26 protein-coding genes are annotated in these 20,616 nt (G+C 65.4%); 8 read left to right on the top strand and 18 right to left on the bottom strand.

The window, feature by feature from the left end:
- The first annotated feature begins 290 nt into the window (after positions 1-290).
- Both AXW83_RS25120 and AXW83_RS25115 read left to right on the top strand, forming a co-directional pair.
- Positions 291-1,283 (top strand): ABC transporter substrate-binding protein, encoded by a 993-nt coding sequence (locus AXW83_RS25120; RefSeq protein WP_066618953.1) that lies wholly within the window; start codon positions 291-293, stop codon positions 1,281-1,283.
- 25 nt (positions 1,284-1,308) lie between these two features.
- On the top strand, positions 1,309-3,054 hold the full coding sequence (locus tag AXW83_RS25115) for an ABC transporter permease (protein WP_082767397.1): 1,746 nt from the start codon (positions 1,309-1,311) through the stop codon (positions 3,052-3,054).
- Between the two features lie 2 nt (positions 3,055-3,056).
- Here AXW83_RS25115 and AXW83_RS25110 read toward each other — a convergent pair whose 3' ends face one another.
- Entirely contained in the window at positions 3,057-3,971 is a 915-nt protein-coding gene (locus AXW83_RS25110) for a LysR family transcriptional regulator (RefSeq protein WP_066618951.1), read from the bottom strand.
- A 125-nt stretch (positions 3,972-4,096) separates the two neighbouring features.
- Here AXW83_RS25110 and AXW83_RS25105 point away from each other — a divergent pair, with 125 nt between their 5' ends.
- The 4 genes from AXW83_RS25105 to AXW83_RS25090 are packed head-to-tail and all read left to right on the top strand — an operon-like array spanning position 4,097 to position 7,768.
- Entirely contained in the window at positions 4,097-5,593 is a 1,497-nt protein-coding gene (locus AXW83_RS25105; protein ID WP_066618949.1) for a CoA-acylating methylmalonate-semialdehyde dehydrogenase, read from the top strand.
- 29 nt (positions 5,594-5,622) lie between these two features.
- Positions 5,623-5,832 (top strand): hypothetical protein, encoded by a 210-nt coding sequence (locus AXW83_RS25100; RefSeq protein ID WP_066618946.1) that lies wholly within the window; start codon positions 5,623-5,625, stop codon positions 5,830-5,832.
- Positions 5,829-6,983 carry an isobutyryl-CoA dehydrogenase gene (locus tag AXW83_RS25095; protein ID WP_066618943.1) on the top strand — a complete coding sequence of 385 codons (1,155 nt, stop codon included), beginning with the start codon at positions 5,829-5,831 and terminating at the stop codon, positions 6,981-6,983. The genes AXW83_RS25100 and AXW83_RS25095 overlap by 4 nt, the downstream gene beginning before the upstream one ends.
- Before the next feature lie 17 nt (positions 6,984-7,000).
- A complete protein-coding gene (locus AXW83_RS25090; RefSeq protein WP_066618940.1) occupies positions 7,001-7,768 on the top strand; it encodes a short-chain dehydrogenase/reductase in 768 nt (255 codons plus the stop codon).
- 3 nt (positions 7,769-7,771) lie between these two features.
- On the opposite strand, the gene AXW83_RS25085 is transcribed toward AXW83_RS25090, so the two are convergent.
- From AXW83_RS25085 to AXW83_RS25035, 11 genes are all read right to left on the bottom strand, one after another.
- Positions 7,772-7,978 carry a hypothetical protein gene (locus tag AXW83_RS25085; RefSeq protein ID WP_066621207.1) on the bottom strand — a complete coding sequence of 69 codons (207 nt, stop codon included), beginning with the start codon at positions 7,976-7,978 and terminating at the stop codon, positions 7,772-7,774.
- 65 nt (positions 7,979-8,043) lie between these two features.
- Positions 8,044-9,147, bottom strand: a complete 1,104-nt coding sequence (locus AXW83_RS25080; RefSeq protein ID WP_066618937.1) for an anhydro-N-acetylmuramic acid kinase — start codon at positions 9,145-9,147, stop codon at positions 8,044-8,046.
- A gap of 73 nt (positions 9,148-9,220) precedes the next feature.
- Positions 9,221-9,529, bottom strand: a complete 309-nt coding sequence (locus AXW83_RS25075) for a DUF1330 domain-containing protein (RefSeq protein WP_066618934.1) — start codon at positions 9,527-9,529, stop codon at positions 9,221-9,223.
- Between the two features lie 3 nt (positions 9,530-9,532).
- A complete protein-coding gene (locus AXW83_RS25070; RefSeq protein ID WP_066618931.1) occupies positions 9,533-9,820 on the bottom strand; it encodes a DUF1330 domain-containing protein in 288 nt (95 codons plus the stop codon).
- A gap of 39 nt (positions 9,821-9,859) precedes the next feature.
- On the bottom strand, positions 9,860-10,567 hold the full coding sequence (gene pyrF / locus AXW83_RS25065; protein ID WP_066618928.1) for an orotidine-5'-phosphate decarboxylase: 708 nt from the start codon (positions 10,565-10,567) through the stop codon (positions 9,860-9,862).
- Positions 10,564-11,148 carry a histidine phosphatase family protein gene (locus AXW83_RS25060; RefSeq protein WP_066618926.1) on the bottom strand — a complete coding sequence of 195 codons (585 nt, stop codon included), beginning with the start codon at positions 11,146-11,148 and terminating at the stop codon, positions 10,564-10,566. Before AXW83_RS25060 ends, pyrF begins: the two co-directional genes overlap by 4 nt.
- A gap of 6 nt (positions 11,149-11,154) precedes the next feature.
- The gene (locus AXW83_RS25055; protein WP_066618924.1) at positions 11,155-11,799 is read right to left on the bottom strand and encodes a DsbA family oxidoreductase; all 645 of its coding nucleotides are present in this window, start codon (positions 11,797-11,799) and stop codon (positions 11,155-11,157) included.
- Positions 11,800-11,832: 33 nt separating this feature from the next.
- Positions 11,833-12,885, bottom strand: a complete 1,053-nt coding sequence (locus AXW83_RS25050) for a lysine-2,3-aminomutase-like protein (RefSeq protein WP_066618921.1) — start codon at positions 12,883-12,885, stop codon at positions 11,833-11,835.
- Positions 12,882-13,946 carry an EF-P lysine aminoacylase EpmA gene (gene epmA, locus AXW83_RS25045; RefSeq protein ID WP_066618919.1) on the bottom strand — a complete coding sequence of 355 codons (1,065 nt, stop codon included), beginning with the start codon at positions 13,944-13,946 and terminating at the stop codon, positions 12,882-12,884. Before epmA ends, AXW83_RS25050 begins: the two co-directional genes overlap by 4 nt.
- 12 nt (positions 13,947-13,958) lie before the next feature.
- Entirely contained in the window at positions 13,959-14,276 is a 318-nt protein-coding gene (locus tag AXW83_RS25040) for a BrnA antitoxin family protein (protein WP_210179629.1), read from the bottom strand.
- Positions 14,257-14,508, bottom strand: coding sequence for a BrnT family toxin (locus AXW83_RS25035; RefSeq protein WP_210179628.1), 252 nt, complete (start codon positions 14,506-14,508; stop codon positions 14,257-14,259). The genes AXW83_RS25040 and AXW83_RS25035 overlap by 20 nt, the downstream gene beginning before the upstream one ends.
- A gap of 175 nt (positions 14,509-14,683) precedes the next feature.
- Here AXW83_RS25035 and efp point away from each other — a divergent pair, with 175 nt between their 5' ends.
- Positions 14,684-15,253: an elongation factor P gene (gene efp / locus AXW83_RS25030; RefSeq protein WP_066618911.1), complete on the top strand. Its 570-nt coding sequence runs from the start codon at positions 14,684-14,686 to the stop codon at positions 15,251-15,253.
- 90 nt (positions 15,254-15,343) lie between these two features.
- Positions 15,344-15,862 (top strand): DUF1993 domain-containing protein, encoded by a 519-nt coding sequence (locus AXW83_RS25025; protein ID WP_066618907.1) that lies wholly within the window; start codon positions 15,344-15,346, stop codon positions 15,860-15,862.
- A gap of 244 nt (positions 15,863-16,106) precedes the next feature.
- Here the strand turns inward: AXW83_RS25025 and AXW83_RS25020 are convergent, their stop codons facing one another.
- The 6 genes from AXW83_RS25020 to hpf form a co-directional block, all read right to left on the bottom strand.
- A complete protein-coding gene (locus AXW83_RS25020; RefSeq protein WP_156640408.1) occupies positions 16,107-16,478 on the bottom strand; it encodes a hypothetical protein in 372 nt (123 codons plus the stop codon).
- A 23-nt stretch (positions 16,479-16,501) separates the two neighbouring features.
- Positions 16,502-17,158: an MBL fold metallo-hydrolase gene (locus AXW83_RS25015; protein ID WP_066618903.1), complete on the bottom strand. Its 657-nt coding sequence runs from the start codon at positions 17,156-17,158 to the stop codon at positions 16,502-16,504.
- A 102-nt stretch (positions 17,159-17,260) separates the two neighbouring features.
- Positions 17,261-17,602, bottom strand: coding sequence for a hypothetical protein (locus tag AXW83_RS25010; protein ID WP_066618897.1), 342 nt, complete (start codon positions 17,600-17,602; stop codon positions 17,261-17,263).
- Positions 17,599-19,215, bottom strand: a complete 1,617-nt coding sequence (locus AXW83_RS25005; RefSeq protein ID WP_066618895.1) for a fumarate hydratase — start codon at positions 19,213-19,215, stop codon at positions 17,599-17,601. Before AXW83_RS25005 ends, AXW83_RS25010 begins: the two co-directional genes overlap by 4 nt.
- Before the next feature lie 199 nt (positions 19,216-19,414).
- Positions 19,415-19,876, bottom strand: coding sequence for a PTS IIA-like nitrogen regulatory protein PtsN (gene ptsN / locus AXW83_RS25000; RefSeq protein WP_066621204.1), 462 nt, complete (start codon positions 19,874-19,876; stop codon positions 19,415-19,417).
- Positions 19,877-19,961: 85 nt separating this feature from the next.
- Entirely contained in the window at positions 19,962-20,549 is a 588-nt protein-coding gene (gene hpf, locus AXW83_RS24995; RefSeq protein ID WP_066618893.1) for a ribosome hibernation-promoting factor, HPF/YfiA family, read from the bottom strand.
- Positions 20,550-20,616: the final 67 nt, after the last annotated feature.

The raw sequence follows: 20,616 nt of genomic DNA, 5'->3' as shown, positions 1-20,616 counted from the left end.
GCCGACGATTTAGGACGTCTTAAAGTGGACCCTAGTCGAAAACCCCCATGACAAACAAGCGGCCCGAACGCCGGAAATTCGAGCAGTTCCAGAGAAAGCCGGGGAGGGTTAATCGCTTTTTGGCGCGCTTTGCCGCGATTTCCGACGATGCAGCATCAAGGAAACACAGACCGTCACTAATGCGTCATGAGTGCGCCTTACGGCGACGCAGGAAATCGGCTGGCCGAGACGGAGGCCGGATGCGGCTTGCCGCTTGTCCGCCTACCGCAGATTTGTCACTGGAGAACGCGATGCGTCATACCATGATCGCTACGACCGCCCTGTTGGTGCTGGCGACCGCAGCCATTGCGACCGCGACGCCCGTCTGGGCGGCGGAAGGCAAGCTCGTGCTCTACACCAGCCAGCCCAACACCGACGCGCAGCAGACGATCGACGCCTTCAAGGCGAAATATCCCAAAGTCGAGGTCAGCTTCGTGCGCGACGGGACGCCCCGCGTGATGGCCAAGCTCCGGGCCGAGTTCGAGGCCGGCGCACCGCAGGCCGACGTGCTGTTGATCGCGGATTCGGTGACGATGGAAGGCCTCAAGAAGGAAGGCCGGCTTCTGGCGCATGAGAGCGCCGATCTGTCGGCCTATCCGGGCGGCATCCATGATCCCCAGAAGATGTGGTTCGCCACCAAGCTGATCACCACCGGCATCGTCTACAACACCAAGGCGAGCCTCAAGCCGACAAGCTGGGCCGATCTCGGCAAGCCGGAGGTGAAGAACCTGCTCGCCATGCCCAGCCCGTTGACGTCGGGAGCCGCGCTGATCCACACCATGACGCTGACGGGAAATCTCGCCGGCGGATGGGGTTACTATGAAGCCCTCAAGAGCAATGGCGCCCTCGCGGCCGGCGGCAACGGCGATATCCTGCGCCAGGTTGCGACCGGGGAGAAGCTCTACGGCATGATCGTCGACTTTATGCCGATCCGTGAAAAGGCCAAGGGCGCGCCGGTGGAGTTCGTGTTTCCCAGCGAAGGCGTCTCGGCCGTGAGCGAGCCGGTCGCGATCCTCAAGACCACCAAGAACCCGGAGGCCGCCAAGGCCTTCGTCGATTTCCTGATCTCGAAGGATGGCCAGGAAATCGCGCTGAAACAGGGCTATGTCGCCGCACATCCGCAGGTCGCATTGCCTGCGGGCTATCCCGCCCGCGACACCATCAAGCTGATGCCGTTCGACGCTGCCAAGGCGTTGGCGGACGAAACCACCGCGCGCAAGCGCTTCAGCGACATCTTCGAGTGACGGTTCGGCGGGGCGCGACCGGTTCATGAGCACCGTCGCATCCTCGCCGGGCAGTCGCAATCTCCCCGGCGCGCCGTGGCCGCTCATCCGCTGGCCGGCCGGTCTTGGCCTGCCGGCCTTGCTGACGCTGACCGCGTTCCTTCTCGGCGGGCTGCCGTTGCTGCGGCTCATCGCGGCCGCCTTCGCGCCCGGCTGGCGCTTCGCGCCAGAAGGGGCGCTTGCCCAGATCGGCAGCCGCGCGGCGCTCAACGCGACGCTCCATACCTTCGAAACTGCCGGCGCCTCGGCGCTCGGCGCACTGCTGATCGGTGGGGCGGTCGCGCTGGCGCTGGGCGTGACCGATGTCCGCGGCAAGCGCGCGCTCGCCTTCACATTCGTCTTCTCGATGATGATCGCACCGCAGGTCGCGGCGCTCGCTTTCCTCAGCCTGTTTGCGCCGCATTCGGCCATTCTCGGCTGGCTCGGCCTGTCGCCGGAACCCGGCACGCAAAACCCCCTACTCGGACGCGGCGGGATCATTCTGGTGATGGCGCTGCACCATGCGCCGCTGGTCGCGATCACCCTGTGGACCGGCCTGCGCAGCGTGCCGCACTCGCTGATCGAAGCGGCGCAGATGGAAGGCGCCGGGCCCCGCACCATCGTGACGCGCATCCTGCTGCCGGTGCTGCGGCCGCAGATCATCGCGGCGGCCCTGATCGCCTTCGTCGCCGGGATCGGGAATTTCGGCATTCCGGCGCTGCTCGGGCTGCCGGTCAACTATCTCACTTTGCCGACGCTGATCTATCGGCGCCTGTCGAGCTTCGGCCCGGCAGGCCTGTCGGACGCGGCTGCCCTGTCGCTGCTGGTCGCCCTCGTCGCCGGTCTCGGCATCCTGGCGAGCGTGTTCGCGACGCGCCGCAACGGCGGCCGGGTCGAGATCGAACGGCCCTTGCAGCCCTTCTGGATGCTCGGCCGCGCGAGGCCGTTCGTGGCGGCCGGCTTGTGGGCGCTGCTCGCGCTCAAGCTCGGCCTGCCGCTGCTCGCGCTGCTGGGCGAGGCCTTGACGCCGGCGCTCGGCGTCGCCCTGTCCTGGCACAGCCTGACGCTGGACAAGTTCACCGAGGTGCTGGTCCGTCAGACGGTGACGGTGCGCGCCTTCCGCAACTCTTTCCTGTTTGCGGGCGCCGCCGCGGTCATTCTCGCTCTGGTCTCGATCGCCTTTGCCTATGGGCTGGAGCGACGCATGGGCAAGTTCCGGCGCGCGGTCGAACTGGTGATCGAGTTGCCCTATGCGCTGCCGGGCGTCGTACTCGCCATCGCCTGCATCCTGCTCTTCCTGAAGCCGCTGCCGCTGCTGGGATGGAGCCTTTACGCCACGCCCTTCATCATCCTGTTCGCCTATCTCGCACGGTTCATGCCGCTGGCGCTGAAGGCGCCTGTCGCAGCGATGGCACAGCTCGAGGCGCATCACGAGGAGGCGGCCAAACTCGACGGGGTTACGCTCTGGCAGATGCTGCGCTTCATCGTCGCGCCAATCCTAGCGCCGGCGGCGACGGTTTCGGCGCTGATGGTGTTCCTCGTCGCCTTCAACGAACTGACGGTGTCGGCCCTGCTCTGGACGTCGGGCACCGAAACGCTCGGAGTGGTGCTGTTCAGCCTGAAGGAAGCCGGCCTGGCCGGAGAGGCTGCGGCGGTAGCGCTCAGCGCCTCGGCGGTGATCCTTGCCGCGATGCTGGTTCTGGAGCTTTTTGCCAGGAAGCTGCCCGCCAACGTTCTGCCCTGGCGGATCTGAATTCAAGCCGCCGAAGCGCCCTCGCCCATCAGCAGGGCGCGGCTGGCCTTGGCCTCGCGCACGACGAAATCGACGATGGCCCGCACCCGGGCCACGTCCTTCAGATCGGCATGGACGAGCAGCCAGAACGAGCGGGTAATCGAGACGGTCTCCGGCAGAACCGGCACAAGGCGGGGCTCGCCCTGCGCCATAAAGTGATGAATCACGCCGATGCCGGCGCCGGCGACGACGGCGTTCATCTGCGCTAGGACGCTCGAACTCTGGATTTGCGCGCGCAAGCCTTTCGCGACCTCGTCGAGATAATCGAGCTCGGGCGTGAAGATCAGGTCGTCGATATAGCCGACGATGCGGTGAGAGAAGAGGTCGTCCGGCTTCGTCACGGGCGGCATCGAATCGAGATAGCCCTGCGTGGCGTAGAGGCCGAGGCGATAGTCGGACAGCTTGCGCGCCACGACCTTGCCTTCCTTGGGAGGGGCGAGCGTGATCGCGACATCGGCCTCGCGCTTCGACAGCGAGAGCAGGCGCGGCATGGCGATGAGCTGGATCTCGAGGCCGGGATAGGCGCTGGCCAGTCTGGCGAGGCGCGGCGCGAGGAAAATCGTGCCGAAGCCGTCCGGCGCACCGATCCTGACCGTGCCGGCCAGCGCCATGTCGGCACCGCCGATATCGCTCTGGATCGCCAGCGCGTCGGTTTCCATGCTCTCGGCCCGGGCGAGCAGCCGTTCGCCATGAGCCGTCAGCGTATAGCCCTGCGGCCTGCGCTCGAAGAGCTTGGCCTTGAGCGAGTCCTCCAGCGAGGTGATCCGGCGCGAGACCGTGGCGTGGTCGGCGCCGAGCCGGCGGGCCGCCGCGGTCAGCCGGCCTGAACGCGCGACCGCCAGGAAGAAGCGCAGATCGTCCCAGTCGAACCGCTCCAAAGGCGCTCTCCCTGATATTTGCTTTTGCGCACGGCCTTCAATCCATGATGGCTATAGCCGTGCGCAAACGTGAATGGTAGGGGTAGCGCCATTCACGGCACACCACCATTCGTAGGGAGGGCGCGATGCGTCAGGTCGGGCATTTCATCGGCGGCAAGCATGTCGCAGGCACCTCGGGCCGCACCGCCGAAATCTACCAGCCGATGGACGGCAGCATCATCGGCCAGGTCGCGCTGGCTTCGCCGGCCGAGATGCGCACGGCCGTCGAGAACGCTGCGGAGGCCCAGGTGAAGTGGGGCGCCGTCAATCCACAGCGCCGCGCCCGCGTGTTGATGAAGTTCCTCGACCTGATCGCCCAGAACAATGACGAACTGGCCGAGCTGCTCGCTCGCGAGCATGGCAAGACCATTCCGGATGCCAAGGGCGATATCCAGCGCGGCGTCGAGGTCGTCGAGTTCTCGCTCGGCGTACCCAATCTGATGAAGGGCGAGTTCACCGACGGCGCCGGGCCGGGCATCGACATCTATTCGCTGCGCCAGCCGCTGGGCGTGGTCGCCGGCATCACGCCGTTCAATTTCCCCGCGATGATCCCGCTCTGGAAGCTCGGCCCCGCGATCGCCTGCGGCAACGCCTTTATCCTGAAGCCTTCGGAGCGCGACCCCGGCGTGCCGATGCGGCTCGCCGAACTCTTCATCGAGGCCGGCGGACCTCCGGGCATCCTGAACGTGGTCAACGGCGACAAGGTCGCGGTCGATGCCATTCTGGACGACCCCGACATCAAGGCCATCGGCTTCGTCGGCTCGACGCCGATCGCGGAGTACATCTACGCCCGCGGCTGCGCCAATGGGAAACGCGTGCAGTGCTTCGGCGGCGCCAAAAACCACATGGTCATCATGCCCGATGCCGACATGGACCAGGCGGTCGATGCGCTGATCGGCGCGGGCTACGGCTCGGCCGGCGAGCGCTGCATGGCGATCTCGGTCGCGGTTCCCGTCGGCAAGGCCACCGCCGACGAACTGGTGAAGCGGCTGATCCCGCGCGTCGAAGCCCTCAAGATCGGCCCCTCGACCGACATGGCCGCCGATTACGGCCCGGTCGTCACCAAGGCGGCGGAAGAGAAGATCCGGTCCTATATCGATATCGGCCTCGCCGAGGGCGCGACGCTCGCGGTCGATGGGCGCGACTTCAAGATGCAGGGCTATGAGAACGGCTTTTATGTCGGCGGCTGCCTGTTCGACAACGTCACCAAGGACATGCGCATCTACAAGGAGGAGATCTTCGGACCGGTCCTTTCCGTGCTGCGCGCCGAGACCTATGACGAGGCGCTGAAGCTGACCAACGACCACGAATACGGCAATGGCACCGCGATCTTCACCCGCGACGGCGACGCGGCGCGCGACTTCGCCTCGAAGGTCCAGGTCGGCATGGTCGGCATCAACGTGCCGATCCCGGTGCCGCTGGCCTATTACACCTTCGGTGGCTGGAAGCGCTCCGTCTTCGGCGACCTCAACCAGCATGGCCCGGATTCGATCCGCTTCTACACCAAGACCAAGACGGTGACGGCGCGCTGGCCGAGCGGAATCAAGGACGGTGCGAGCTTCGTCATTCCGACGATGGGTTGATAGGATCGAGACAAGCGGAGGATGTCATCATGCCGAAGTTGAGCGAAATCGAGATCGGTCCGAACGACATCCTCATCCCAGACGTCAGCGACGAGGCCATCGCCGCCCTGCGGGCGCATGCTCAACTGATGGGCAAGTCCTTCAGCGACTCCGTGTTGGACGTTTTTGCGCGCGGGCTCGACAGCCCGCGCGAGAGCTTGGCCGGAGCTTCAGTCATTGTCTTGGACGATGAGGCATGACCGCCTTCTCCCTCACCGAAGACCAACTTGCCATCCAGGAGATGGCGCTCGGCTTCGCCGCCGAGAGACTCGCTCCCAACGCGATCCGCTGGGACGAGGAGAAGCATTTCCCGGTCGAGGAAATGCGCGCTGCGGCCGCCCTGGGCATGGGCGGCATCTACATCAATGAGGATGTCGGCGGCTCGGAGCTCTCGCGGCTCGACGCGGCGCTGATCTTCGAGGCGCTCTCGACCGGCTGCCCCACGGTCGCGGCCTATATCTCGATCCACAACATGTGCGCCTGGATGATCGACCGTTATGGCGACGAGGCGCAGCGCCAGGCCTTCCTGCCGAAGCTCTGCACCATGGAGCATCTGGCGAGCTACTGCCTGACCGAGCCCGGCGCCGGCTCCGACGCCGCAGCGCTCAAGACGAAAGCGGTGCGCGACGGCGACCACTACGTCCTCGACGGCCAGAAGCAGTTCATCTCGGGGGCGGGCGTCTCCGACGTCTACGTCGTGATGGTGCGCACCGGCGAAGCCGGCCCTTCAGGTATCTCGACGCTGGTCGTCGAAAAGGGAGCGCCTGGCCTCTCCTTCGGAGCCAACGAGAAGAAGATGGGCTGGAACGCCCAGCCGACGGCCGCGGTGATCTTCGAGAACTGCCGTGTTCCCGCCGCCAACCGGCTGGGGCCGGAAGGGATCGGCTTCAAGATCGCGATGGCGGGGCTCGATGGCGGGCGCCTCAACATCGGCGCCTGCTCGCTTGGCGGCGCGCAAGGGGCGCTCGACAAGGCGATCGCCTATGCGCAGGAGCGAAAGGCATTCGGCTCGCGGATCGCGGATTTCCAGGCGCTGCAGTTCAAACTGGCCGATATGGCGACCGAATTGGAAGCGGCGCGCAGCCTTTTATGGCGCGCGGCGGCTTCCCTCGACGCCACGGCACCGGACGCCACCAAGCTGTGCGCCATGGCCAAGCGTGTCGCGACCGATACCGGCTTCGAGGTCGCCAACCAGGCGCTCCAGATCCATGGTGGCTATGGCTATCTTGCCGATTACGGCATCGAGAAGATCGTGCGCGATCTTCGGGTTCACCAGATTCTGGAGGGCACCAACGAAGTCATGCGGATGATCGTGGCGCGTGGCCTGGTCGGGCGTGCGAAGGGCAACTGACGACAAGAGTAGTTCATATGGATTTGAAACTCGACGGCCGACGCGTGCTCATCACCGGCGCCTCAAAGGGTATCGGCGCCGCCTGCGCGAAAACCTTTCTTGCAGAGGGCTGCTCTGTCGTGCTGGTCGCGCGCGATGGTGCTCGCCTTGCCGCGACCGCGGAAGCGCTTGGCCAAGCCAATCGCGTTGCGTTCCATGCCGCCGATCTGTCGCAGGGTGGCGCGCGCGAGCAACTGGCGGCGGCTTTCCCCGACATCGACATACTGGTCAACAACGCCGGCGCGATCCCCGGCGGTGGCCTGCTCGACCTGTCAATGGAGACGTGGGAGCAGGCCTGGGCACTGAAAGTGATGGGCTACATCCACCTGACCAAGCTCTATCTTGCGCGGATGAAGGAACGGCAAGACGGCGTGATCGTCAACATCATCGGAGCCGCCGGCCGCAGCCCGCGCTACAACTATGTCTGCGGCGGAGCCGGTAATGCGGCGCTGATGGCCTTTACCGGTGCAGTCGGCGGACAATCCGTCGATTGGGGCGTGCGTGTCTTCGGGATCAATCCGGCACAGACGCGGACTGACAGGGTCACAACCCTGGCCAGAAGTCGCGCCGCCACAAGCCTCGGCGATGCGGAGCGCTGGCAGGAGATGCTGACGGGGCTGCCGCTCGATCGCCTGATCGAGCCGGGTGAAATCGCAAATGCCGCTGCGTTTCTGGCGTCGCCGGCCTGCGGGTATGTCAGCGGCACCGTCCTCGATGTGGACGGGGGCGGCGCCAACCGAAGCTGACGCTTATCGGGTCGCGCGGCGCGTTGAGCGCACAACGGTCGGAGCGGTGACGGCACCAGCCGCGCCGCCAACGACAGCGCCCACAGGCCCCGCCACCACTGCACCCGTGCCGGCACCAACCGCTGCGCCACCGACGCGCTGTTCCAGCGTGTTGCAGGCGCCAAGCGCAAGAGCGGCGGCGACGAGAATGAAGCTGGTCGTCTTATTCATCATGAAATTTCCTGGTGAGTTTGCGTATCGGCAACGCCGTCGAGAGCGCTTGGTTCCGGCGTGGGCTACCTGGGTGTGTTCAATCGGCCGCCGGTCATCGGCTGCGGCACGCCGGTCGTGCCCGGCAGGCTGAGCGGCAGGCCCTTGAGCGAACGGATCGCGAGATAGGCGAAGGTCTGCGCCTCGAGCGCATCGCCGTCCCAGCCGACAGCCTCGACCGGCTCCACCGGAACACCGAGCCGCTCGGTCAGCCGCGCCATGAAATGGCGGTTGAGCCGGCCGCCGCCACCGACGACCCAGCGTTGTGGTCTGCGCGGAACGTGACGTAGTGCTGAGACGAGGCTTTCGACTGTGAAGGCGGCGAGCGTCGCGGCTCCATCAGGGTCCGAGAGCGTTTCGACGACCTGTGCACGGCGATGGAAATCGTTGCGATCAAGCGATTTCGGGGCCGGCCTGTCGAAGAAGGGGTTGTCCATGAACGCAGCGACAAGGTCTTCGTCGACCTGCCCGCTCGCAGCAAGTTCGCCGTCGCGGTCATAGGCGAGACCCCGCCGCCGCTGGACGAAATCGTCGAGGATCGCACTGGCCGGCCCGGTGTCGAAGGCGATCACGGTCTCGCCGTCGATATAGGTGACGTTGCCGACGCCACCGAGGTTCAGCACCATCACGGGCTGGGCCATGCCTTGCGCCAAAGCGCGATGGTAGAGCGGCGCGAAGGGAGCTCCCTCCCCGCCGGCGGCGACGTCGGTGTATCGGAAGCGGTCGATCGTCGGAATACGCAGCGCGTCGGCTATGGCCGGGCCATCGATGAGCTGTCTTGTGAAGCGCAGATCGGGGCGGTGATAGACGGTTTGGCCATGGAGGCCGACGAGATCGATCGTCGCCCGGTCGATGGCCTGTTCGGCGATGAAGCGTTCGATCGCCGCCAGATGATCGGCCGTTACCGCCGCTTCGAGCTCGACCAGCGGCTCGGTCAGGGCTCTTTCGGCCTCGGCGATCAGCGCCTGCAGCGCGCTGCGTGTCTCGGGGCGGTAGGGGTACGAGGCGCCGGCGCCAAAGCTGACGGCGTCGACGCCGTCGCTCGTGACGATCGAGACGTCGATGCCGTCCATCGAGGTGCCGCTGATGACACCGATGGCGGTGAGGGTACCGACCGCACCTTTCGTCATCTCGATGTCCTGGTGGCTGAAATTGCGCCGTCATCCCGGACGCAGCGCGGGACCTGAGAGTTGAGCGAAATACTCAATCGCCCGGCTGAGCGCCGTCATGGCCGCCGATAATGATCAGATCGACCGCGCCGACATTGGCGAGATGTTTGACCGCCGCCTGGTATTCGGGGGAATCGTAACAGGCGCGCGCCGTCTCGACATCCTTGAATTCGAGGACGACGTTGTGCTTGCGACCCTCGCCCCGCGCCAGCTTGTAATCGCCACCGCGCACCAGGAACTTCGCGCCGTATTTGGCGAAGGCGACGGCGTTCAGAGAGCGATAGGCGTCGTACTCCGCCTGGTTCTGAACATCGAGCCGGGCGATCCAGTATCCCTTGGCCATGGTTCAGACGCCCTCGACCACGACGATGTCGATCTCGCCCGCACCCTCGCGCAGCTTGCGGGCCTCGGCATATTCCGGTGAGGTCGTATAGGCCTTGGCCGAGGCGAAGTCGGCGAATTCGATGACGATGTTGCGGACACGGCCCTCGCCTTCCGCGACCGTCATCTGGCCGCCGCGCACGATAGGCGTGCCGCCATAGATCTTCATCGCCTCGCCGGCCTTGGCGGCATAGGCCGCCCATTGCGTCGCGTTGGTAACTTTGGCGCGTGCCACGACATATCCCTTGGGCATTGTAAGCATCCGTTCTCGAGTGTGGATCGGCGCTGGAGCTTATGAGGCCGCGGCGATCTCGTCCATGATCGCGGCCGCCGCTCCACGCGGGTCCGCCGCGCGGATGATGGGACGCCCGATGACGAGGTGATCGACGCCGACACGGATCGCCTCGCCCGGCGTCAGGGTGCGCTTCTGGTCGCCTACATCGGCACCACTTGGCCTGATGCCAGGCGTGACGATGACCATGTCGGAGCCGACGACGTCGCGGACGATCTCGGTCTCGGCGGCGGAGCAGACGATGCCGTCGATACCGGTGGTGCGGGCCTGCTCGGCGCGCAGACGAACGAGGTCGCGCACGGCCAGCCCATAGCCGGCATCGCGCAGGTCGCTATCGTCGTAAGAAGTCAGCGCCGTCACGGCCAGCAGCTTGAGAGCGCTGTCGCCGCGGCCCTCCACCGCGCCGCGCATGGTCTGCGGATAGGCGTGCACGGTGAGGAAGGTGACGCCGAGCTTCGTCAGCGAATCGACGCCTTCGGTGACGGTGTTGCCGATGTCGTGCAGCTTCAGGTCGAGAAAGACCTTCTTGCCTTCGCAAATCAGCTGCCGGGCGAGGTCGAGACCGCCGGCGAAGGCGAGCCTATAGCCGATCTTGTAGAAGCTCGCGCCGTCGCCCAGCGTCGAGACGATACGGTAGGCATCCCAGATCGTCGGCACATCGAGCGCGACGATCATGCGGTCGCGGAGATCGTTGATCTTCTGCGTCATCGGCCGGCCACCTCCTCCATCGCGCACCACGGGTGGTGCACGATTCGCGTCGTGGCGTCGAATGCGAAGAGGTTGCCGCCGCCGCCAGGCTGGTCGTGCTTCCGGGCGATCGGCTCGGACAGGAGATGGCACAGGAGCAGCGTGCCGACGCCGCCATGCCCGACGAAGAGGATGTCGCCATCGACAGGCTGCGCCAGCACGGCCTCGACCTCAGCGAGGATCCTCGCCTGCGCGTCGCGCGCCCGCTCCCAGCCGCGCACGCTCTCGTCGGGCGAGGCGAAGAAGGCGTCGGCCATCTTTTCGAACTCCGGCGGCGGCAGGAACCCCGTCGCCGAACGGTCGTTCTCGTGCATCGCCTCGCGGATCTCGACAGTCAGGCCAAGCACGTCGGCGACGCATTGGCCGGTCTCGATCGCCTTGCGTTCGGCGGAGGAGACGATGCGGCGCGTGGCCTTGAGAAACGGGGCGGCGGCGAAGCTGCGGCTCCGCGCCAGGCCGAGGTCGGACAAGCCCCAGTCGGGCACGGGCACGTCGGGATCGATCCGGACCTGCGGGTGGCTGAGATAACGAATGGTTGGCATGGTCGGTCAGGCAGCGTCGCGCATCACTTGCTGGAAGACTTCGGCCCAGACATCGCCGGTCTGCGCGCCGGAGACCGCGAGCTTGCCGTCAATGATGAAGAAGGGCACGCCGGTGACGCCGACCTTCTGGGCATGGGCTTCCAGGCCGATCACGGTCTCGCGCAACTCGTCGTTGGAGAGTTCGTCGCGCGCCGCCTGCTCGTCGAAACCCTGCTCGACGGCAATCGCGACCAACGTCTCCAGATCGCCGACATCCCGACCCTGCTGGAAATAGGCCTTGAACAGAGCCGCGGTCATGTCGCTGCCGCGCTGCACCGTCGAGGCGGCGGCGACCAGCATATGCGCCATACGGGTATTCACGCTCCGCGTCACCTTGGGCCAGTTGAAGGTGACGCCGCTTTCGAGCGCGGCTTCCGAAAGCCTGATTTCGATCTCCTTGCGCTTGCCTGCGCCGAACTTGGCATCGAGATACTGCGTCCGGTCCATGCCCTCTTCGGGCATCTCGGGATTGAGCTCATACGGCAGCCAGGTGATGGCGACGCGGTCGGTCAAGCCATGGGCTTCGAGCGCCTTCTCCAGCCGCGCCTTGCCGACGAAGCACCAGGGACAGACGATGTCGGAGACGATCGCGATGGGCATCTTGTCTTGCATGGCGTGTCCTTCCATGATCGGCGGCTATGGTCGTCAGGTTGGTGGATAGGAATGCAGGCCGCCATGGCGGTCCTCGGCCATCGCCTCGGCGCCCGGGGTCTCGCAGCCCGACAGAAAGTCAGGTCCTACCGGAATTTTTCCCGCTCCGCCGGGGATGTCGAGAATATAGGTCGGCTGGCACAGCCCCGAAAGATGCCCGCGCAGGCTTTTGACCAGCGCCTGCCCCTCCTCCAGCGTGAGCCGGAACTGCGCGGTTCCGGGCGCGAGATCGGGGTGATGGAGGTAGTAGGGCTTCACGCGGTTCTCGACGAAGGCACGCATCAGCGCGCCAAGCGTCGCGACATCGGCATTGACGCCCCTGAGCAGCACGCTCTGGCTGATCAGGACATGACCGGCATCCGCGAGACGGGCGAGCGCTGCCCGCGCCTCGTCGGTGAACTCGCGCGGGTGATTGGCGTGGATCGCGATGTAGCTCGCCTTGCCGGATACGCGCAGCGCCCGCGCATAGTCGGCCGTGACCCGCTCGGGCTGGACCATCGGCACGCGCGTATGCCAGCGCGCGACCTTGATATGGGGGATGTCGGCGAGCCGCCGGGCAATCTCGCGCACGCGTCTTGCCGAGAGGATCAGCGGGTCGCCACCGGTCATGATGACCTCCCAGATTTCCGGCCGGGCGGCGAGATAGGCCAGTGCCGCATCGAGCCTGTCGCCGGCCAGCGCCTCGCCGCCGGGCCCGATCATCTCGCGGCGAAAGCAGAAGCGGCAATAGACCGGGCAGGCATGGACGAGCTTGAGCAGAGCGCGGTCGGGGTAGCGATGGACGACGCCCTCGACCGGCGAATGCGCAGCATCGCCGATCGGATCGGCGCGTTCCTGCGGCAGCGTCACCAGTTCTGCCGCATCGGGAACGAACTGCCGCGCGATCGGATCGGCGGGATCGGCGGGGTCGATCAGGGCCGCCATCGCCGGCGTGACCGAGACGGCATAGCGGGCCGCGACAGCGTCCAGCGCCTGGCGGCGACCTGGCGTCACGAGGCCCTGCGCGATCAGCGCGTCGATGCTGCGGAGCGGCGTGTGGATCGTCATGCCCGCGTCCTGCCCGGTTCCGCCACCGGCGTCCAGAGCACGTCCTCGATCCGGCGCGCATGGGTGCACAGCATTACCAGCCGGTCGAAGCCGAGCGCGATGCCGGATGCGGCGGGCATTTGTGCCAGCGCGGCCAGAAAATCCTCGTCCACCGGATAGCGCTCGCCATAGATGCGCGCCTTCTCGTCCATGTCGGCTTCGAAGCGCCGGCGTTGCTCGGCCGGGTCCGTCAGCTCCCCGAAGGCATTGGCGAGTTCGACGCCGCAGGCATAGAGTTCGAAGCGCTCGGCGACGCGCGGGTCGCCGGGCTTGGGCCTTGCGAGCGCGGCTTCGGAGATCGGATATTCGCACAGGATCGTGACGCGGCCTCGGCCGAGATGCGGCTCGATTGTCTCCGAAAGGATGCGGCTGAAGATGTCCGACCAGCTGTCGTCTTGCGCCAGGCGAATGCCGGCTGCAGTGGCGGCTGCAGCCAGAGCCCCGCGGTCGCCTACGCCATCGACGGCAACAGTCGCCATCAGGTCGATGCCGACATGGCGGGCGAAGGCGTCCTGCAGCGTCAGGCGCTCTGGTTTGGCAAAGGGATCGGCCGCAACGCCGCGCCATTGCAGCATCGTCGCGCCCGCCGCCGTCGCGGCCTCGGCCAGCAGTGCCGCGCAATCGGCCATCAGCACATCATAGTCCTCCCCCGCCCGATACCATTCCAGCATCGTGAACTCGGGATGATGCAGGGCCGTGCGCTCGCGGTTGCGGAAGACGCGCGCGAAATCGAAGATGCGGGTCTCGCCTGCCGCCAGCAGCTTCTTGGCGGCGAATTCGGGCGAGGTGTGCAGGTAGTAGGGGTGGCTCGTGCCGGCATCGTCGATCAGCGTCGTCGCGAAGCCGTGCAGATGGGTTTCGTTGCCGGGCGAGAGCTGCAGGATCGCCGCCTCGACCTCGACGAAATCGCGCGCCTCAAGCCAGCGCCGCAGCGCCGCCTTGATACGTCCGCGCGCCAGCAAGGCCGGCCGGCGGTCGGCGTGAATGTCGGGCCGCCAGAAGGGCGGGCTTCCTGAAGTCATGGGCTTTTGCGGTCAGCCCGCCTGCTTGATCAGCACATCGCGCAGAATGTCGTTGATGCGCGTCTGCCAACCCGGACCACCAGCCTTGGCGCGCTCCAAGACATCCTGATCAAGCCGCAGGGAGACGAGCTTCTTGGTTGGGGACTTCTGGGCTCCGCGCTCGCCTTGACGACGGCGGTGCTCGCGCATCAATGCGACGAGGTACGGCGGCAGAACCTCGTAAGCAGGACGCATCAATGCGAAATCTGCCTCGGTCAGTTCGCGAACCTCACCCTCTTCATCGGTCAGAGGTGGCAGGTCCATTGCTGCTTTAGCCTGTTGATTGCTCATATTTCGCAACCTCCCTTGCATTGGCCTTGCGAAAACTGATCACCCGGATGCCATCCGGGATCGGAGTGAAACAGACCACGAAGACGCGGCTCCCGATCAGCCCGGACGACACGAAACGCGGTTCCGGATAGGCAAAACGCCGGTCTTCGTGCGTCTCTGCCGTTTCCCAGGCAAAGTCATCGACGAGCGCGAAAGGTAGCCCGCGCGCACGAATATTGCGCTCATTCTTCAACGGGTCAAAATCGTGCCTCACTCTTTAATTGTATTTACAATGCCGCGATGTCAATGGCTGCTGCCGTGGATTCAGCCAAGACCGCTTCCGTTTTGCGCCCCGATGGAGTAGTTGCGCGGCAACGAATTGCACAACAGGCGCGAACGCCGCGCACCGAGCCTCAAGGACATCTCACGTGGTCAAGGTCATCGCCTCCTCCGTCCGCAAGGGCAACGTGCTCGATCTCGACGGGCATCTCTGCTCGGTCCTCTCGGCCGAGAGCTTCTTTCCCGGCAAGGGCACGCCGACGACGCAGATCGACATGCGCCGGATCCATGACGGCACCAAGATGACGCAGCGCTACAAGACGACAGAGCAGGTCGAGCGCGCCTATGTCGAGGATCGCGACTACACCTATCTCTATCAGGACGGCGAGCAATACGTCTTCATGAACCCCGAGACCTTCGACCAGATCAATGTCGACGGCGACGTGGTCGGCGACATGGCGCCCTATCTGCAGGAGGGCATGAAGGTCACGCTTTCGGTCTTCGAGGAAAAGGCCGTATCGATCGAGTTGCCGCAGCGTGTCGTGGTGGAGGTCGCCGAGACCGAGCCGGTGACGAAGGGCCAGACGGCCTCGTCCTCCTACAAGCCCGCAATCCTGGTCAACGGCGTGCGCACCTCGGTGCCGCCGCATATCGGGCCCGGCGTGCGCATCGTGGTGATGACCGAGACCGGCGCCTATGTCGAGCGCGCGAAAGATTGATCCGGATTAGCAAGCCGCGATAGCGGGCGATCCTCTATAGCGATGTTGGGCGGGCCCTTTCCGGGCCCGTTCTCATTCGAGGATACCGCCATGCCGCTCACCGCTCAGGCCGCCGTCTTCGCCGGCTTCACCCAGACGCTCGAGGCGCTGTCTGCCATCATCGACAAGGCCGTCGCGCAGGCCGCCGAGCGCAAGATCGCGCCCGAGGTGCTGCTGTCCTCCCGGCTGGCGCCCGACATGCTGCCCTTCAGTCGCCAGATCCAGTTGACCTGCGACTTTGCCAAGAACGCGGCCGCCCGTGTCAGCGGCGCCGAGAATCCGAAGAAGCCGGACGAGGAGACGAGCTTCGACGAATTGAAGGCGCGCATCGCCTGGACTTCGGCTTTCATCGCGTCCGTAGATGCAACAGCATTGGACGCCGGCCTCGCCCGTGACGTCACCTTCCCGCGCGGCCCCTCTGCCACGGTCACGATGACCGGCGAGAAATATCTGACGCGTTTCGCCGTGCCGAACTTCTATTTCCACGCCACGACGGCCTATGCGATCCTGCGCGAGAACGGCATCCAGATCGGCAAGGGTGATTTTCTCGCCCATGTTCTCGACGGCTGATGCCGACGCCTTGAAATCGACATAGGCCGTGTCCATATCAGCGTCACGGCGATGTCGAGGGCGTTCCACTGTCCTCCAGCGCCGTTGAAGACGGCCATGAGCCGAACGTTTGACGCCGGATGTACGCGCACCCGTTCAGGACATGGCCGTTGGTTCATTCCGAGGCCCGTAGCGGATATCCGCTGCGGGTCTTTTCGTTTGCAGTATCCTGCGCGAAGAGCGACCTGGATTGGAAGCTCTCAGGTCACCAGCAGACCGTCATGTTGGCTAGCGAGCGGTACCCTGAGTAGCGGATATAGACGCCGCTACCGTCGATGACGCTGACGATCGCGTATATGTCATCGATGTTGCGCGCTTCGATGATGTCAGGCGGCACGAGCGCCCTGAGAGTCTTTTCAAGCCCCGGATTGTCGCGCTTGACCTCGGCCAGACTATGATGCTGCGGCGCAAAGCAATGGATGCGTCCGCTTTTCGCCAGGGGCTCGAATGGGCGGATCGAGACGGGCTTCAATTCCGCCGACGGTGCACCGGGCCATAGCGAGAGCACCAAGAGACCAGCCCCCAGAGCAGTGACGGTCCAAAATATCGTTCTGCCGATGAGCATTCTCTTGGCCATCATCGCGCTCCAGGCGTCTCAGGCTACCCCTGCAGAAACTGGTTGTTCAGCCGCTCCTCGCCCAGCGTGCTGGCAGGCCCGTGGCCTGGCAGGAATTGCACGTCGTCGCCGAGCGGCAGCAGCTTGGTCTTGATCCCTGAGATCAGCAGGTCGTGATCGCCGCCGGGCAGATCGGTGCGGCCGACGGAGCCTGCAAACACCGTGTCGCCCGCCAGCAGGAAGCGCACATCCTTCTGGAAGAAGGTGACGTGGCCTGGGCTATGGCCGGGCACGTGATGCACGGCGAAGGCGACGTCGCCGACCGAGACCGTGTCCCCCTCATCGAGCCAGCGCGTCGGCGTGACCGGACGCAAGCCGAGCATGTCGAAGCGCAGACCCTGCTGCGGCAGTGAGTCGAGCAGAGGTTTCTCCGCTTCGTGAGGCCCGATGATCGGCAGTGACAGCGCCTCGGCGAGTTCGGTCGCGCCGCCGGCATGGTCGATATGGCCGTGAGTGAGCCAGATCGCGGCCGGTGTCACGCTGAGTTCCTTCAGCGAGCCTTTGATCAGCTCGACGTCGCCACCGGGATCGACGATCGCAGCCTGCATCGTCTTCGTGCACCAGACGATCGAGCAGTTCTGCTGGAACGGCGTCACCGGCACGACGGCGATGCCAAGGGGCGATTGCGGCTGGTCTGTCATGTCGGAAGCCCTTTTATTGGTAATATCAAAGCCCTCATCCTGAGGAGCCGCGTCAGCGGCGGAGTACTCCTCAGGATGAGGGCTGTGAGATACGCACCACCATCAGCGCGCACCGCAGCGATTGGCCAGCAGAAGCCGATAATCTGCGAGGGACACATCCGCCTGGCCGACATTCTCCTCGCGCTCGCGCCCGTTCTGACAGGTCGCGAAGACGGCGCGGGATTTCTGGAGATAGGCGACATGCTCGCGCCAGACCCGGCACTGCGTCGCCTGATCGCCATTGGCGGCGACCTGGAGCCGTGTCTGCTGCTGGCGCAAACCTGCCTCGTTCTGGAACAGGTCGCGCGAGCAGGTCGCGGGCGCGCCGGGACGGCTTTGGGCCATAGCCGAGCCTGCGGGGAGCACCAGGACGGCAAGGGCGGTTGCGACGAGACGGCGCCTCATCCGAGGTTCAGTTCCTTGAAGAAGTCGTTGCCCTTGTCGTCGATGACGATGAAGGCGGGGAAATCCTCGACCTCGATGCGCCAGACCGCCTCCATGCCGAGTTCCGGATACTCCAGAATCTCGACCTTCCTGATGCAGTCCTGTGCCAGCCGGGCGGCCGGGCCGCCGATCGAGCCGAGATAGAAGCCGCCATGGCGCTTGCAGGCCTCGCGGACGGCAGCCGAGCGGTTGCCCTTGGCGAGCATCACCATCGAGCCGCCGAAGGACTGGAACTGGTCGACGAAGGAATCCATCCGGCCCGCCGTCGTCGGCCCGAAGGAGCCCGAGGCCATGCCGTCGGGCGTCTTGGCCGGGCCGGCATAATAGACCGGGTGGTTTTTAAGATAGTCGGGCATGCCCTGCCCGCTTTCGAGCCGTTCGCGGATTTTCGCATGAGCGGAATCGCGCGCGACGATGATGGTGCCGGTCAGCGAGAGCCGCGTCTTGACCGGATATCGGGAAAGCGTCGCCAGAATCCCGCTCATCGGCTGGTTGAGATCGACCTTCACGACATCGCCGCCCAGCGAGGCATCCTCGACCTCGGGCAGATATTTCGACGGGTCGGTCTCGAGCGCCTCCAGCCAGATGCCATCCCTAGTGATCTTGCCCTTGGCCTGTCGGTCGGCCGAGCAGGAGACGCCGAGCCCGATCGGCAGCGAGGCACCGTGGCGCGGCAGCCGGACGACCCGCACGTCATGGCAGAAATACTTGCCCCCAAACTGCGCGCCGACGCCGAGCGACTGCGTCAGCCTGTGGATCTCCTCCTCCATCTCGATGTCGCGGAAGGCGTGGCCCGAGGGCGAGCCGCTGGTCGGCAGGGCGTCGAGATATTTCGTCGAGGCGAGCTTGACGGTCTTGAGGTTCTGCTCGGCTGAGGTGCCGCCGATGACGATGGCGAGGTGATAGGGCGGGCAGGCGGCGGTGCCTAGCGTCAGGATCTTCTCCTTCAGGAAGGCCAGCATGCGGTCCTTGGTCAGGAGCGAGGGCGTGGCCTGGAAGAGGAAGGTCTTGTTGGCCGAGCCGCCGCCCTTGGCGACGAAGAGGAATTTGTAGGCGTCCTCGCCTTCCGCATAGATGTCGATCTGGGCCGGCAGGTTGGTGGCGGTGTTCTTCTCCTCGAACATCGAAAGTGGCGCGACCTGCGAATAGCGCAGGTTGCGCTTGAAATAGGCGTCGGCGACGCCCTCGCCCAGCGCCGCCTCGTCATCGCCATCGGTCCAGACCTTGCGGCCCTTCTTGCCCATGATGATCGCGGTGCCGGTGTCCTGGCACATCGGCAGCACGCCGCCGGCCGCGATATTGGCGTTCTTGAGCAGGTCATAGGCCACGAACTTGTCGTTCGAGGTCGCCTCGGGATCGTCGAGGATCTTCGACAATTGCGCGAGATGGGCCGGGCGCAGCAGGTGATTGATGTCGATGAAGGCCTGTTCGCTCAGCTTGCGGATCGCCTCGCGCGAGACCGTCAGGAGTTCGCGATCGCCGAGCCTTTCGACCGAAACCCCTTCGGTGCCGAGCCTGCGGTAGGGCGTGGTGTCTTCGCCCAGGGGGAAGATATCGACATGGGTATAGGCCATCGGGCGGCGCTCCGGCAGTGAATGGCTCGCTCCCGCCGTGAGGCCGGGCGCGCTGGCGGAGGCAATAGCCGAAGTTGCGATCTGGTCAAATGCGAGAGATGGCCGCGCATTGTTCTTGGTTCACGACCGCGCCGTCATCCCGGACGCAGCGAAGCGTAGATCCGGGATGACGGCGCGTATGTCGGAGAGTCTTCGCTGACTACGCCGCCTTTGCCGCCGACTCGGACAGGATCGCATAGATCGCGGCCGGGTCGCGGGCGTGGCGCACCTGTTCCAGAACGGACGGGTTGCGCAGGACGCGGGCGACGCGGGCCAGCGCCTTGAGATGGTCGGCGCCGGCGCCCTCGGGCGCGATCAGGACGAAGATGATATCGACGGGCTGCCCGTCGAGGGCCTCGAAATCGATCGGCCTTTCGGCGCGGGCGAACAATCCGACCAGCCGGTCGATGCCCGGCATTCGGCCGTGGGGGATGGCGATGCCATCGCCGATGCCGGTGGAGCCGAGGCGCTCGCGCTGCAGGAGCGCCTCGTAGAGTTCACGTTCGGGCAAGCCGGTCAGAACGGCGGCGTGCCGGGCCAATTCCTGCAGCGCCTGCTTCTTGCCGTTGGCCCGAAGCGGCGAAATCACCGCCGCGGGGGTCAGGAGATCGGTGAGCGTCATGCGCCAGTCCATGCATGTCCCGTGCCGGGCTTGAACACCCGTCGGCACGGGTCAGGTTTGACAACCGGGGCCGCTGCTGCCCGGACTACGACAACGACGCTGGCGGATCGATCCAGCCGATGTTGCCGTCGCGGCGGCGGTATACGACGTTCATCCGGCCATTGCCAGCATGGCGGAAGATGACGACGGGGGCGCCGGTCAAATCGAGTTCGGCGACAGCGTCGCTGACGGTCAGGACATGGAAGGATTTGGTCGATTCGGCCACGATCACCGGGTTGTCGCCGACAGATTCCGCCTCGATCTCCTCGATCTCGTCGTCAGGAGCAGCGATCACATAACTGGGGATTTCGATCCCGGCTTCACGCCCATTGGGGATGGCGGAGCGATCCTTGAGCCGTCGCTTGTAGCGGCGCAAGCGCTTCTCGATGCGCTCGGCCATCTTGTCGAGGCTGGCATAGGCGTCGTGGGCCGTACCGGATGCCTCGAGCGTGATGCCGGAGGAAAGATGCAGGACGCCGTCGGTCTTGAAGCCCGTGCCGTCCTTGCCGACGGTGACATGGCCCTGATAGCCGCCCTCGTAGTATTTGCTCAGCGCAGCGGCGACCCGGGTTTCCGCCTGGCCGCGCAGGGCTTCGCCCACGTCGAGATTCTTGCCGGAGATTCGCAAGCTCATGGAGTGCTTCCCCTTATGTCGGAGCCTGCGACAGATGCTGCCGAAGACCCTTAGCCACGGCCAGTGA

It is taken from the genome of Bosea sp. PAMC 26642 (assembly GCF_001562255.1).
Classification (GTDB): domain Bacteria; phylum Pseudomonadota; class Alphaproteobacteria; order Rhizobiales; family Beijerinckiaceae; genus Allobosea.
Note: the sequence above shows the minus strand (reverse complement) of the source record. Positions and strands in the feature narration are given on the sequence as shown.